The sequence below is a fragment of the Terrabacter terrae genome, assembly GCF_039529575.1.
GTDB classification, from domain to species: Bacteria; Actinomycetota; Actinomycetes; order Actinomycetales; family Dermatophilaceae; genus Terrabacter; species Terrabacter terrae.
Window position 1 is genome coordinate 927,519 of the sequence record NZ_BAAANB010000021.1, and the last position, 13,425, is coordinate 940,943.

The following is a 13,425-nucleotide window of genomic DNA, read 5'->3' on the forward strand; positions in this document are numbered from 1 at the left end:
CACGTCGTTTCGAACGCCCACGGGGCGGAGGCTAGGGTCTGGTCCATGAGTGCACCGGTGCTCCACGTCCGCGGTCGGGTGCTGGTCGGTCCGGACGAGGTGGTCGACGAGCTCTGGGTCATCGGGGGCAAGGTCTCCCTCACCCCGCCGACCGACCGAAGCGACGTGCAGACGCTCGAGGGCTGGGTGCTGCCCGGCCTCGTGGACGCGCACTGCCACGTGGGCCTGGGACCGCACGGGGAGGTGCCGCGCGAGGAGGCCGAGCAGCAGGCCCTCACGAACCGCGACCACGGCACGCTCCTGATCCGCGACGCCGGGCAGCCCGGCGACACGCGCTGGGTCGACGAGCGCGAAGACCTGCCGAAGATCATCCGTGCCGGGCGCCACATCGCCCGCACACGTCGATACATCCGCAACTTCGCCCATGAGGTCGAGGAGGACGAGCTCGAGCGCCACGTTCGGCTCGAGGCCCACCGCGGCGACGGCTGGGTCAAGCTCGTCGGCGACTGGATCGACCGTGAGGTGGGCGACCTCGCGCCGAGCTGGTCCCAGGACGCCGTCAAGGCGGCGGTCGCCGCGGCGCACGAGGAGGGCGTCCGGGTGACGGCACACTGCTTCGGGGAGCAGTCGCTGCGGGACCTCGCGGCCGCGGGCATCGACTGCATCGAGCACGCGACCGGGCTGCAGGAGGACTCCATCGACACCTTCGCCGCGCAGGGCATCGCGATCGTGCCGACCCTGGTCAACATCGCGCAGTTCCCCGACCTCGCGGCCCCGGCCAGGGAGAAGTTCCCCGACTACCACCGCCACATGCTCGACCTGCACGAGCGCCGTCATGCCACCGTCGGCGCGGCGCACGAGGCGGGCGTGTCGATCTTCGTCGGCACCGACGCCGGGGGCAGCCTCCCGCACGGTCTCGTCGCCCAGGAGATGGTCGAGCTGACCAAGGCCGGGCTGACGGCCACCGAGGTGGTCTCCGCCGCGACGTGGGGGGCGCGCGAGTGGCTCGGGCGCCCGGGCATCGCCGAAGGTGAGGACGCCGACCTCGTCGTGTGCGCGTCGGACCCCCGGGTCGACGTCACGACGGTCGGTGACCCTCTGGGCGTCGTCCTGCGAGGTCGCGTTGTCGCCTGACGCCCTGCCCCCGTCCGTGCGACCGGAGCACCCGCTGACCGCGCTGGGGGAGCGCGTCGAGGTGCGCCCACCGTCCCCCGCCGACATCAGCGCGTATGCCGCTGCCGTCACCCTCTCGGAGCGGCGCCTCGCCGACTTCGCGATCCCCAACCCGCACAACCTGCCGGCGGTCCTGGAGAACCAGTCGCGGACCTACCGGACCTTCATGGTCATCGCGCTCGAGCCCGAGGGCTCGCACGGCCTCGTGGGCCGCATCAACGTCGCCAACGTCGTGGAGGGTGCCTTCCGCAGCGCCACCGTGGGCTATGACTCCTACGACCCGTATGCCGGACGGGGCCTCTTCGCGGAGGGCCTGCGGCTCGTGCTCGACCTCGTCTTCGAGGACCCGCCGCACGGCATGGGCCTGCACCGCCTGGAGGCCAACATCCAGCCCGCCAACCACCGTTCCGCGGGACTGGTCAGGTCGCTGGGGTTCGTGCACGAGGGCTTCTCCCGCGACTTCCTGCACCTGCCTGGCCCTGATGGGCGCCGCGACTGGCGCGACCATGACCGCTACACCGTGCTGGCGAGCGACTGGCCCGCCGCGCCCTACTCCCAGCACGCCCACCGGCGCACGGCCTGCGTCGTCCACCGCACCGGGGGCTACGACGCCGGGACCAGCCTCGCCGCGGCTGTCGCGACCGAGCTGGGCATCCCGCTCTTCTCCTCCACGGTGGTCGGGAACACCGACAGCCTGTTCGAGCTGCTCCGCTCCTCACCCGTCGGAGGCGTGCTCGAGTGCGGGGTGACGGGCCCGGCGCTGCGGATGGGCCTGGCCCGGGCCGGCTTCGACCCCTCGGTGGTGCCGGTGTTCGACGCGGCTTTCGACGTGCCGAAGCGTGACGTCGTGCGCCACGCCCTCGCGGTCCGCGCGGCGTTCGCCTGACGCGAGCGGACGGCATACGGCGAGGGCACAGGGCGACGGGCGGCAACACGCGCCGGATGCGGGACGGGCCCGGGCCGGCACCGGTGTGCCGACCCGGGCCCTCCCGGGGGTGCCGGGTCAGCCGGTGCAGTGGAGCAGCTGCGCGTCGACCCAGTCGGCGTTGTCGTGACCGTTGCCGTCGCCTCCGTCGCCGACGGTGAGCGTCAGGGTCTGGCTGCCCGTGACGTCGACCGTCAGGGTCCGGGCGACAGTTCCCTGGCGCAGCACGCCGGTCGTCGCCTTGGCGACGCCGTCGACGAGCACCGAGAAGACGACCGAGCCACGTCCCGCGCCGGCGGCGTCGTCGACGCCCACGCCCGTCGTGAACGACGTGCAGCCCGCGGGCACGGCGAGCGTCACGCTGCTGACCGCGTTGGTGCCGAGCCCCTTGGCGTAGGCGACGCCGGCCACGGTGAGCGGCCCGCCGTCGCCGGCGGACGAACCACCGACGTTGCTGTCCCGCTCGACGGGGCCGTAGCCGTTGGTGGCCGAGAGGAACGGCAGGTCGCTGACGAACTGGTCTCCGGAGCTGCGGACGGTCACGGGCACGGTGCTGCCGGTGCGCCCGGGACGTCCGTCCTGGGCGTACGTGGCCCACGCCGTCAGCTCGGCAGAGCCGGTGCGGGCGTCGGGAGGGACCGTCACGGTCCAGCGCAGCGTGCGGGTGGCGCCGGGCTCGAGCGGGTCGCCCGGCGTGTCGCCGGCGGGCGTGATGACCCATCCCGCCGGTGCCTGCAGGCCCGTCACCACCGACGTGGCCGGGCCCCCCGAGCGGTTGGCCAGCGTGCCCTGGACGTGGATGACGTCACCGGGGCGCGTCGGAGTGCCGGCGTCGCTCGTGAGCGAGCCCATCGAGACCTGGGCCGGCACGGCCGGGTCGCCGTATGCCGTCGCGTCCCACCGAGGGGCTGCGACCTGCTCGACGGGGACGCCGCCCCGGACGGTCCCGAGGTCGGTCAGGGACACCTTCTCGAGTCCGTCACCCGGACCGCCGTCGCTCGTGACGGCGAGGGCCAGCGTGTTGCTGCCGTGCGGGTCGAGGATGCCGTTGGGCACCACAAAGGTGTGCTGCGGACCGACATCGGCGACGTACTGGCCGACGTTCCAGCCGTTGACGAACACGAGCGCGCGGTAGTGGCCGCCCGAGCGCGGCACAGAGGGGTCGCCGATCGTGATGCCGAGCGACGCGTCGTCCGCCTCCGGGACGGCCAGCGGGAACGAGGTGCGGTACCACGTGGTACCGGGGGCGGCGGCGCCGGTCGCGGGGACGGAGGCCGCTGCCCACGTCGAGTCGTCGTAGCCCGGCAGTGCCCAGCCGTGGCGCTCGCCGAACTGGCCGCCCGCGTTGGCGACGCCCCGGACCGGGTCGACGAGGTCCTCCCCGCCGAGGTTGCCCTGGATGCGCCACGTCGGGGTCAGGGGGACCGCGGCGCTGGCTGCGCCGGTGAAGGTGGCCGAGATGAGACCACGGCCCTCCTTGTGCGCGTCGTTGACGCCGCCGTCCTCGTTGTGGCCGTTGTTGCGGACCATGACCGAGAGCACGTGCGGACCGTCCGTCCGCAGCTCCGCCGGGACGGGGAAGGACGCGGTCCCGGTCGTCGCGGGGGAGGAGACGCCGGAGGGGAGCACGTGCTCGCCGAGGTAGGTGCCGTCGAGCCAGGCCTGGAGCATGCCGGCGCCGCCTCCGCCGTAGCGCAGGTTCACCGAGGCAGCAGCGGAGCCCTGGGTGTAGCGGCCGCGGTACCAGACGTCGCCCTGGTGGAAGCCGTAGTCGTCGGCGGTGAGGACCGGCGCACCGGCCGGGGGCTTGGTCGTGCTGTTGGTCGAGGTGTGGTCGGCCACGGCCCACCCGGAGTCGTCGAAGCCTGCCTCCGATTCGGGTGAGCCCGGTGCTGCCTTCCAGTCGCGCAGGACGGGCAGCGAGACCCGTAGGGCCCCGGCGAGCCGGGCGTCGGCGGTGACCGACGCCGAGGACGTCGGCGACACGGTGACCGCGGCGCCGTTCCAGGTCACCCGGTGGATCTGGGAGGGGCCCCAGACCTCCAGGTCGGTGGCGTCCTTGGTGTCTCCGGTGAGTGTGAGCGTCGAGCCGTCCACGGCGGCGGTGCGGACGAGCTCGGGACCGCGCTCGAGCACGGGCCCGGCGGCGGTGTCCTGTCGCCAGAAGGTCCCGGCCGTCGCCTCGTCGGCGAGCAGCAGGGTCAGCTGCGGCCGCTCGCCCCCGCTGACCTGGACGCGAGTGAGGCCGTCGTGCTGGTAGTCGAGCCGGAGGTCTCCCGTCGCCGGGTCCCACGTGCTCGACACGGCGCCGCCGGTCGAGGTGACGTGCGGGCGGGAGGAGTAGCGAAGGACCGTCTCGCCGTCCTCACCGTGGCGTCCGTAGAGCAGGGCCAGGTCCTTGCCACCCTGGGCCAGCTCGGTCATGACCTCTGACGTCGAGTAGACGAGGTGCTGGCCGCCGAGGTCGTAGTTCGCGACGAGGATCTTGGCGTCCTGTCCGTCGACGTGCAGCGACCCCTGCTGCGGCACCGTGTAGTGGCCGTCAGGGGTGTCCACCGGGAAGGTGAAGGTCTCGTCGGTCGTCGAGCTCGACGGGTTGTGCACGGCGACGTAGAAGTGGGTCGCCGTGTCGGGGTTGACGTCGTGGTAGACGCGGATCCGGGGGTTCGACGGGCTGACGGGGTCGCCCTTGTCGACCTTGGTGATCGGATCGACGCTCTGCAGGAAGAGCCCGAGCTCCTTCATGGTCGTGGCCTTGGGCCGGATCTGGCGCGCTTCGTCGAAGGCCGCGCCGTAGTCGTAGGAGCTGTAGACGACCGGTGCCGGCAGCCAGCCCCACGACGTGCCGCCGAACGTCATGTAGAAGTTCTGCAGCGTGAGCCGGTTGGCGATGTTCGTGCCGTAGAAGACGCGCTCGTAGCCGGGACCCTGTCGGACCGCGGTGCAGTCGTAGGTGCCGTTGCTGCCCCAGTAGTCGAACCAGCCGCCGCCGAACTCGGCGACGAAGCCCGGCGTCTCGGGGGAGGCGGCCGAGCCGCCCTTGGCCCCGCCCGTGCCCCAGATGCCCCAGTCCGGCGCGGCCGACGGAGCGCCCGGGGTCGCATCGGTCCGGCAGGTGCCACCGGGGTAGCCGTCGAACGCGTACAGGTCGGCCGGGCCCTCGACGGTGCCGCTGACGGACGAGGGCTTGGGCACCCAGATGCCGTTGCGGCCCTTGTCGTTGTGGAAGATCGGGACGGTGATGCCGTCGGCGCGCACCTTCCCGTAGAGGTGGCTCATGTACGCCTTCTGCGAGGTGCCGGCCGTCGCCAGCTCGTTCTCGATCTGGTAGAGGATGACCGTCCCGGTGCCGTTGGTCAGCTGGTGCCGGGCCAGGATCTCGTCGATCCTGCCGAGCCACTCGTCGGAGGCCGCGAGGTAGTCAGGTGCGTCGCTGCGCGCCTTGCCCGCCTGGTTGGTCAGCCATCCGGGGAAGCCGCCGCTGCTGGTCTCGGCGTTGATGTACGGCCCGGGGCGGGCGATGACGTAGACACCGACCTCTTGGGCGATGTCGAGCAGCTTGTCCACGTCCCGGATGCCGCTGAAGTCGTAGACCCCCTGCTTCGGCGAGTGGTAGGCCCAGTCGAAGTAGATCGAGGTGGCGTTGTAGCCCTCGGCCTTCATCTTCTGGAGCATGTCGCGCCACAGGCTGGGGCTGGGCAGCCGCCAGTAGTGGAACTCCCCAGACCAGACGAAGGTGCGCTTTCCGTCGATCATGAGGGAGTACTTGTCGTAGGTCACCGTGTGGGTGCCGGATGCGGCGGTGGGGGCGCTGGCAGCCGGGGCCGTCGACCCGGCCGGGCCCGGACTCTCCGCCGCGACGCCGGCGGCCGGCGCGACCGCGGTCGTCACCGCGCTCGCGGACAGCGGCGCGCAAAGCATGGCGAGCAGGCCGGCAGCCGCCACCGCGGCGGTGGCTCGCCATCGCCGGCCGCCGGCCCGACCCCCACGTCGGTTGGACCCCTGCCTGCGCCGTGCCGCGGTGCTCATGCCGTCTACCTCCCTGGATCACCGTCATCGGTGGATGTCCGATGTTGGTCGATCGTGTGAAGTTCTGTCGGGCCATGTCAACGCTCTTTGCCATGATTTGACCGGACAAGAGCAGGACAGGTTCAGGACGGGAACACCCGGGCCGCCGCCCCTGCCACCCTGGTCGGAGCAGTGCTCGACGTCTGGCAGAATGGAGGGCTGTACCCGTCCGGCCCCCTCTCGGCTGGACCGGACGCCTACACACGGAGCGTCGGCACCCCGGCTGAACCCAGCCGGTCTCGCCGCGCTCACTACCGAATGAGGAGACCGCCACAGTGGCTGTCAAGATCCGCCTGAAGCGCATGGGCAAGATCCGTGCACCGTTCTACCGCGTCGTCGTCATGGACTCGCGCACCAAGCGCGACGGCCGTGCCATCGAGGAGATCGGCAAGTACCACCCCACCGAGCAGCCGTCGCTCATCGACATCGACATCGAGCGCGCGCACTACTGGCTGAGCCAGGGCGCCCAGCCCACCGAGGCCGTCGCGGCCCTCATCAAGGTCGTCGACGAGGGCAAGCTCCAGACCAAGGAGCCCAAGACCTCGAAGAGGGACCTCTACGAGGCTGCCGTCGCCGCCGCCGGTGGCAAGAACGACGCCGGCACGGACGGCCCGACGGCGCGCCGCAAGAGCGCCAAGAAGGTTGCCGAGGCCAAGTCCGAGACGGCCGACGTCGCCGCTCTCGAGGACGCCGTCGAGACGCAGGTCACCCAGGAAGCCGAGGCCGAGCGCAGCCTGACCTCTGAGAAGAGCGAGTCCTGAGCATGCTCGAGGAGGCGCTCGAGCACCTCGTCAAGGGCATCGTCGACCACGACGAGGACGTCGTCGTGCGCCGCAAGGAGCTGCGCCGCGGTGAGCTGCTCGAGGTCCGGGTCCACCCTGACGACCTCGGCCGCGTCATCGGCCGTTCCGGCCGCACGGCGAGCGCCCTGCGCACCGTCGTCGGCGCCCTCGCGGGCAACAACAACGTACGCGTCGACATCGTCGACACCGACCGCGTGCGCTGAGCGTCGACCGAGCTCGACCCGCGTCGCACCCGACTCCTTCCGAGTCGCGACCGCGCCACCGACAGGGGCGTCCCGGATCTCCGGGGCGCCCCTGTCGCGTCTGCTCACGCCCGTCCGGCACCGGTCTCGGGCCGCTGCCAAACCTGAGAGGATTCGGCCCATGAACGTCGTCCTCGCCCGCATCGGCAAGCCCCACGGTCTGCGGGGAGAGGTGACCGTCCAGCTGCACACCGACGACCCCGAGACGCGGTTCGCCGTCGGCTCCGTCATCGCCACCGAGGCCGAGCCGGGCTCCGGTGTGCCCACCTCGCTGACCATCGCCTCGACGAGGGTCCACCGCGGCATCTGGCTGCTCACCTTCGAGGAGATCCCCGACCGGACCGGGGCCGAGAGCCTGCGCGGCACGCGCCTCGTGCTGCCCGAGTCGACGCCCACGACGGAGGACGAGGCGTTCTACGAGGAGGACCTCGTCGGGCTCGAGGTGCGCGACACCAGCGGGCAGCGGGTCGGGACGGTGAGCGGCCTCGAGATCGGCCCGGCCCAGGACCGGCTGGTGCTCATGCTCGACGACGGCACCACTGCATACGTCCCGTTCGTCAAGCGGATCGTGCCCACGGTCGCCGACGACCACGTGGTCGTGGACCCCCCGCCCGGGCTCTTCGACCTCTACCGCGAGGGCACCGAGTGACCGCGGCCGACGCCCACGCCGCGCGCCCGGCGATGCGCCTCGACGTCGTCTCGATCTTCCCCGACTACCTCGCGCCGCTCGAGCTCTCGCTCATCGGCAAGGCCCGCGAGGACGGCCTGCTCGACGTCCGCGTGCACGACCTGCGCGACTTCACCCACGACCGCCACCGCACCGTCGACGACACCCCGTACGGCGGGGGAGCCGGCATGGTCATGAAGCCGCAGCCGTGGTCCGAGGCGCTCGACCACGTGCTGGCGCTGGACAACCCCTCCGGAGCCCGGCCGCACCTGGTCGTCCCCGGTCCCGGCGGACAGCCCTTCACGCAGGCGCTGGCCCGGCAGCTCGCGCTGGAGCCGTGGCTCGCGTTCGCTTGCGGCCGCTACGAGGGCATCGACGAGCGCGTCTACGACCACGCCCGTGAGGACCTCGGCCTCGAGGTCTCGGTCGTCAGCCTCGGCGACTACGTCCTCAACGGGGGCGAGGTGGCGGTGCTGGCGATGGTGGAGGCCATCGGGCGCCTCGTTCCCGGCGTCATCGGCAACGCCGAGTCCCTCGTCGAGGAGTCGCACGAGGACGGCCTGCTCGAGTACCCGATCTACACCAAGCCCAGCTCGTGGAACGGGCGCGAGGTGCCCCCGGTGCTGCTCTCGGGCAACCACGGCGCCATCGCGGCCTGGCGTCACGAGCAGCGCCTGGCCCGCACGGCCGCGCGCCGGCCCGACCTGCTCCACGCCTCGCACGCCGGCCCGCACGGCGACCTGGAGATCTCGGCAGCCACCCCGGGCGACGTCCCCGAGCTCGCCGTCCTCCGACGCGCCTGCGCGGCGAACGAGGTCGTCGAGACGGGGGCACTCGACACCCCGGCGCTGCGCGAGAGCCTCGACGACGTGCGGGCCGGTCTCGAGACGGGGCAGACCTGGGTCGCCCGCATCGCCGGCCGGCTCGTCGGCGCCGTCCGCACCACGCGCGCGTCGGGCTCGTCGGGGACGGGCGACAGCTGGGTCGCCGAGCGACTCTGCGTGGCCCCCGACCTGCAGGGGGGTGACGTCGGCCCGCGCCTCCTCGAGCACGCGGAGTCGACGGCGCCGGACGGCATACGCACCCTCGTGCTGCGCACGGTGGCACCGGACGCCGACGAGCTGAAGCGGTACAAGAAGGCGGGCTACCGTCTTGTCGACGCGCCGTCGGACGTCCCCGGCACGATCACGCTGGCCCGGCGTCGCCGCTGACCGCGGGGCCGCTCGGGTTGCTCCGGTTGCTCGGGACGCTCAGGAGACGAGCGCCACGCCGAGGTCGGCGGGCAGCAGGAGGCGACGGCGGATGAGCCGGGCCTGCACCCCCGCGGTGATCGACTGGGTGGCCATGATGGCGAAGAGCACGAGGACCTGCGCCGTGGCCGCCTGGATCGCGCTGCCGCCCCCGAGCATGACGCCGATGAAGGCCCCGGGCAGCGTCACCACTCCCGAGGTGCGGACCTGGTCGAGGCTCGGGAGGATGCCCTCCGGCACCCGCCTGGCGATGATCTCGTCGATGGCCTGGCCCGAGGTGAGGCCGAGCGACAGGCACGCCTCGTACTGACCGTGCTCCTCGCGCAGGGCCGCGAAGGTGCGCCGCCCCACCAGGGTGTGCACGGTCATCGTGTTGCCGATGACGATGCCCGCGATCGGGATGAGCGCGATCCCGGTCAGCGGGACCGCGCGCGTGGCGAGGATGACAGCGACGACGGGCACCACGCCGCACGCCATCGCCGCCGCGGCCCACGGCCAGGTCCTCGGCGCGCCGACCCGCTTGGAGGTCGTGGCCACCGCCATCGTGAACATGGCGAGCACCGCCACGAACGACAGCCAGAGGGAACCCACCACGGCCGTGATCACCAGCGCGACGAGCGTCAGCTGCACGACGGCCCGTCCTCCGGCGAGCACCGACTGCCGGCCGAGGCCGAGTCCCCCGACGCGGTTGGCCACGACCGTGACCGCGAGCAGGATGAGGAGGCAGACAACGACGGGCCAGCCGGGGGAGACGTCCACGGGGCCACGCTAGGGCACGCTCGCGGGTCCTTCGAACGTGCGGCGGCCGCGGCGAATTTCCCCGGACGCGGCGTGCTCTGGCAGACTGGCTCCTTGCGTCCGGCACACGACGGCCCCTGCCACAGGGGGAGTCGGGTCACCAGGGTCTCGACCAGCTCGAGTGGTGGCTCGACGCGGCCAGGCGGACGCGTCCATCTTTCGGCGACAAGGTGGCCTGTGGCACCCAGGAAAGTGAATCATCATGCACACGTTCGACGACATCAACGCGGCATCGCTGCGCACGGACGTCCCCGAGTTCCGCGCCGGTGACACCCTCAAGGTCCACGTCAAGGTCATCGAGGGCACGCGCTCGCGCGTCCAGGTCTTCCAGGGCGTCGTGATCCGTCGCCACGGTGGCGGCATCGGCGAGACCTTCACGGTCCGCAAGATCTCCTTCGGCGTCGGCGTCGAGCGCACCTTCCCGGTGCACACGCCGGTCATCGACAAGATCGAGCTCGTGACCCGTGGTGACGTCCGCCGCGCGAAGCTCTACTACCTGCGCGGCCTGCGGGGCAAGGCGGCCAAGATCCGCGAGAAGCGCGACAACGTCCCCGCCAAGGGCGCGGCCAAGGCCGGCGCCAAGAGCTGACGTCCTGCTGACGCAGACGTCCGTCTGACGACGCGAGGCGCGGTGGACCCCGAGCCGGCCGTCCCGGAGAGCTCCGGCACGGCCCCCGACCCGGGGACCGCCGCGCCTTCGTCGCGTCCCGGTCCGGGACTGGGAGAAGGTGCAGAAGAAGCCGGAGACGCCGGAAGCGCAGGCGGTGCGCGCGGGTATGCCGTACGCCGCAACCGCTGGCTCCTCGGCCCCGCGCTGCTCCTGCTCGCGATCGTCGTCGTGCGCGCCTTCTTGCTGACGCCCTTCGGGATCCCCAGCGGCTCCATGCAGGACACGCTGCTGGTGGGCGACCGCATCCTGGTCAGCCGGCTGACCGCACCACGCGACCTGCACCGCGGCGACATCATCGTCTTCGATGCGTCCGACGCGTTCCACCTGAGGGCGCCCGACCGCGGTGTCCTGCAGACGCTCGCCGCGGCGGTGCAGAGCCTGACCGGCAGGGGCCAGCCCACCGACTACGTCAAGCGCCTCATCGGGCTACCCGGCGACCACGTGCGGTGCTGCGCGAGCGACGGACGCCTGGAGGTCAACGGTGTCCCGCTGACCGAGCCTTACATCGCCCCGGGCCAGCGGCCCAGCGCCATGACGTTCGACGTGACCCTGCCTCCCGACCGGTTCTGGGTGATGGGTGACAACCGCGGTTCGTCGGCAGACTCGCGCGCGCACCTCGGCGAGCCGGGGGGCGGCACGGTGCCCGGGGACGACATCATCGGCAAGGTATGGGTGCGATACTGGCCGCTCGATCGGCTCGGGCCGGTCGCCGCAGGCCCAGCTGTCCCCGTTCCACGAAATGGTGAGTGATGTCGCAGTACACCGGACGCCCCGAAGACCCCACGCGCGGGCGTACCGCTGACGACATCGACGACCCGGACGACGACGTCGACGAGGACTACGACGACGACAGGCGCGGTTTCGGCGCCACGCTCCTGGCCGGCATCAAGGAGCTGGTCATCGTCATCGTGCTGGCGATGGCGCTGTCGTTCGTCGTCAAGACCTGGCTCTTCCAGGCCTTCTACATCCCCTCCGGCTCGATGGAGAACACGCTCGTCAAGGACGACCGCGTCATCGTCAGCAAGCTGACCCCGGGACCGTTCGACCTCAAGCGCGGCGACGTGGTCGTCTTCGAGGACCCCGGCGTGCCCACCCCCTGGCTCAACAACCTCGGCGAGACGCACAGCACCGTGGGCGGGCCCTTCCACGACGCGCTGGTCTTCGTCGGCCTGCTGCCGGAGGACTCCGAGAACCACCTCATCAAGCGCGTGATCGGGCTGCCCGGAGACCACGTCCAGGCAGACGGTGACACCGGCAAGATCAAGGTCAACGGCGTCGAGATCACCGAGCCCTACATCAAGCCGGGCGACTTCCCGAGTGAGGGCAAGAAGTTCAACATCACCGTCCCGGCCGGCCGCGTCTGGGTCATGGGCGACCATCGGTCCGACTCCTCCGACAGCCGTTGGCACGACGACGGCACGGGAGCCACCGGCTCGGTCCCCATGGACAAGATCGTGGGCCGCGCCCTGTTCATCGTCTGGCCGATCGACCACGTGACCTGGCTGGGCGTCCCCGAGCGCACCTTCGGGCAGGTGCCGGCCCCGAGCTCGACGCCGGCCAAGAAGGCCGCGGTCCACCCGGCCCCGAGCGGCAAGCCCAGCGCCTCGGCGACCAAGGTCGCGGCGGGCTGATCGGCGCCCCGGCTCCATGGCACCTCCGGCACCACCCTCGAAGAAGCCCTCGCTGCGCGTCGAGCGAGCGCTGCAGCGATCCGGCCATCGCCTGCTGGCGGGCATGGACGAGGTCGGTCGCGGCGCGCTCGCCGGGCCGGTCAGCGTGGGAGTCGTGGTCATCGACGAGACCGTGCGGTCGGCGCCCGTCGGCGTCAAGGACTCGAAGCTGCTCACCGAGAAGGCGCGCACCGCGCTCGTGCCCCGGATCCAGCGCTGGGCGGTCGCCCACGCCGTGGGCCACGCCGGCGCCGACGAGATCGACGAGATCGGCATCATGGCGGCCCTGCGCCTGGCCGGCACCCGGGCGCTGGCAGCGCTCGGCGTCGTGCCCGACCTCGTGATCCTCGACGGCAACCACGACTGGCTGACGGCACCCGACGGGATCGGGCTGTTCGCCTTCGCCGAGGAGACCGGGCCGGCCACGCCGCCGGTGACCACCATGGTCAAGGCCGACCTGAAGTGCTCCTCGGTGGCCGCGGCGAGCGTGCTGGCGAAGGTCGAGCGCGACGAGCTGATGGTGGCGCTCGGGGGCGAGCACCCGGCATACGGCTGGGCCCTCAACAAGGGCTACTCCGCCCCCGAGCACATGGACGCGCTGGCACGCCTGGGGCCGTGCGAGCTGCACCGACGGTCGTGGCGCCTGCCCGGCGTGTACACCGGCGAGCAGGTCGAGGTGTTCAATGAGGTGACGGAGACCATCGCTCCGACGCCCATGACGGCAGAGCAGACAGGAACGGCGATCAGGTGAGTTCGGAAGATCTCGAGAAGTACGAGACCGAGATGGAGCTCCAGCTCTACAAGGAGTACCGCGACGTCGTCGGTCTCTTCACCCACGTCGTCGAGACGGAGCGCCGCTTCTACCTGGCCAACTCGGTCGACCTCAAGGTGCGCAGCGACGGCGGCGAGGTCTTCTTCGACGTGACGATGGCCGACGCGTGGGTCTGGGACATCTACCGCCCGGCCCGTTTCGTGAAGAACGTCCGGGTCGTGACCTTCAAGGACGTCAACGTCGAAGAGCTGCCCAAGCCCGACATCAAGCTGCCCGAGAACGGCGACTTCTCCTGACGCGGTGACCGCGGTGACGCCGTGAGGCGGGTGTTGTCCACACCCCCTTCCCGAGGACGTATGCCGTCCACAGCCTCGGGCTGACGGGTGT

Annotated in this window: 13 protein-coding genes; 11 read left to right on the top strand and 2 right to left on the bottom strand. The window is 71.7% G+C overall.

Features of this window, described 5'->3' with window-relative positions:
- Positions 1–45 precede the first annotated feature (45 nt).
- Both ABD194_RS14420 and ABD194_RS14425 read left to right on the top strand, forming a co-directional pair.
- Positions 46–1,134 carry an amidohydrolase family protein gene (locus ABD194_RS14420; protein ID WP_343992524.1) on the top strand — a complete coding sequence of 363 codons (1,089 nt, stop codon included), beginning with the start codon at positions 46–48 and terminating at the stop codon, positions 1,132–1,134.
- On the top strand, positions 1,124–2,059 hold the full coding sequence (locus ABD194_RS14425; RefSeq protein ID WP_343992526.1) for a GNAT family N-acetyltransferase: 936 nt from the start codon (positions 1,124–1,126) through the stop codon (positions 2,057–2,059). The genes ABD194_RS14420 and ABD194_RS14425 overlap by 11 nt, the downstream gene beginning before the upstream one ends.
- Positions 2,060–2,176: 117 nt before the next feature.
- On the opposite strand, the gene ABD194_RS14430 is transcribed toward ABD194_RS14425, so the two are convergent.
- On the bottom strand, positions 2,177–6,127 hold the full coding sequence (locus ABD194_RS14430; RefSeq protein WP_343992528.1) for a beta-galactosidase: 3,951 nt from the start codon (positions 6,125–6,127) through the stop codon (positions 2,177–2,179).
- A gap of 314 nt (positions 6,128–6,441) precedes the next feature.
- Here ABD194_RS14430 and rpsP point away from each other — a divergent pair, with 314 nt between their 5' ends.
- The 4 genes from rpsP (at position 6,442) to trmD (ending at position 9,089) form a co-directional block, all read left to right on the top strand.
- Positions 6,442–6,927, top strand: coding sequence for a 30S ribosomal protein S16 (gene rpsP, locus ABD194_RS14435; protein WP_343992530.1), 486 nt, complete (start codon positions 6,442–6,444; stop codon positions 6,925–6,927).
- A gap of 2 nt (positions 6,928–6,929) precedes the next feature.
- Entirely contained in the window at positions 6,930–7,172 is a 243-nt protein-coding gene (locus ABD194_RS14440; RefSeq protein ID WP_142184219.1) for an RNA-binding protein, read from the top strand.
- A gap of 160 nt (positions 7,173–7,332) precedes the next feature.
- Positions 7,333–7,860 carry a ribosome maturation factor RimM gene (gene rimM / locus ABD194_RS14445; protein ID WP_343992533.1) on the top strand — a complete coding sequence of 176 codons (528 nt, stop codon included), beginning with the start codon at positions 7,333–7,335 and terminating at the stop codon, positions 7,858–7,860.
- Between the two features lie 32 nt (positions 7,861–7,892).
- Positions 7,893–9,089 carry a tRNA (guanosine(37)-N1)-methyltransferase TrmD gene (gene trmD / locus ABD194_RS14450; protein WP_343994165.1) on the top strand — a complete coding sequence of 399 codons (1,197 nt, stop codon included), beginning with the start codon at positions 7,893–7,895 and terminating at the stop codon, positions 9,087–9,089.
- Positions 9,090–9,128: 39 nt separating this feature from the next.
- Here trmD and ABD194_RS14455 read toward each other — a convergent pair whose 3' ends face one another.
- Positions 9,129–9,887 carry an ABC transporter permease gene (locus tag ABD194_RS14455; protein WP_343992535.1) on the bottom strand — a complete coding sequence of 253 codons (759 nt, stop codon included), beginning with the start codon at positions 9,885–9,887 and terminating at the stop codon, positions 9,129–9,131.
- 241 nt (positions 9,888–10,128) lie between these two features.
- Here ABD194_RS14455 and rplS point away from each other — a divergent pair, with 241 nt between their 5' ends.
- The 5 genes from rplS to ABD194_RS14480 are packed head-to-tail and all read left to right on the top strand — an operon-like array spanning position 10,129 to position 13,334.
- Entirely contained in the window at positions 10,129–10,515 is a 387-nt protein-coding gene (gene rplS, locus ABD194_RS14460) for a 50S ribosomal protein L19 (protein ID WP_343992537.1), read from the top strand.
- A 42-nt stretch (positions 10,516–10,557) separates the two neighbouring features.
- Entirely contained in the window at positions 10,558–11,346 is a 789-nt protein-coding gene (lepB, locus tag ABD194_RS14465; protein WP_343992539.1) for a signal peptidase I, read from the top strand.
- Complete coding sequence (lepB, locus tag ABD194_RS14470) at positions 11,346–12,227, top strand: signal peptidase I (RefSeq protein WP_343992541.1); 882 nt, start codon at positions 11,346–11,348, stop codon at positions 12,225–12,227. The genes lepB (ABD194_RS14465) and lepB (ABD194_RS14470) overlap by 1 nt, the downstream gene beginning before the upstream one ends.
- 16 nt (positions 12,228–12,243) lie before the next feature.
- Positions 12,244–13,017, top strand: coding sequence for a ribonuclease HII (locus tag ABD194_RS14475; RefSeq protein WP_343992544.1), 774 nt, complete (start codon positions 12,244–12,246; stop codon positions 13,015–13,017).
- Positions 13,014–13,334 (top strand): DUF2469 domain-containing protein, encoded by a 321-nt coding sequence (locus ABD194_RS14480; protein WP_343992546.1) that lies wholly within the window; start codon positions 13,014–13,016, stop codon positions 13,332–13,334. The genes ABD194_RS14475 and ABD194_RS14480 overlap by 4 nt, the downstream gene beginning before the upstream one ends.
- Positions 13,335–13,425: the final 91 nt, after the last annotated feature.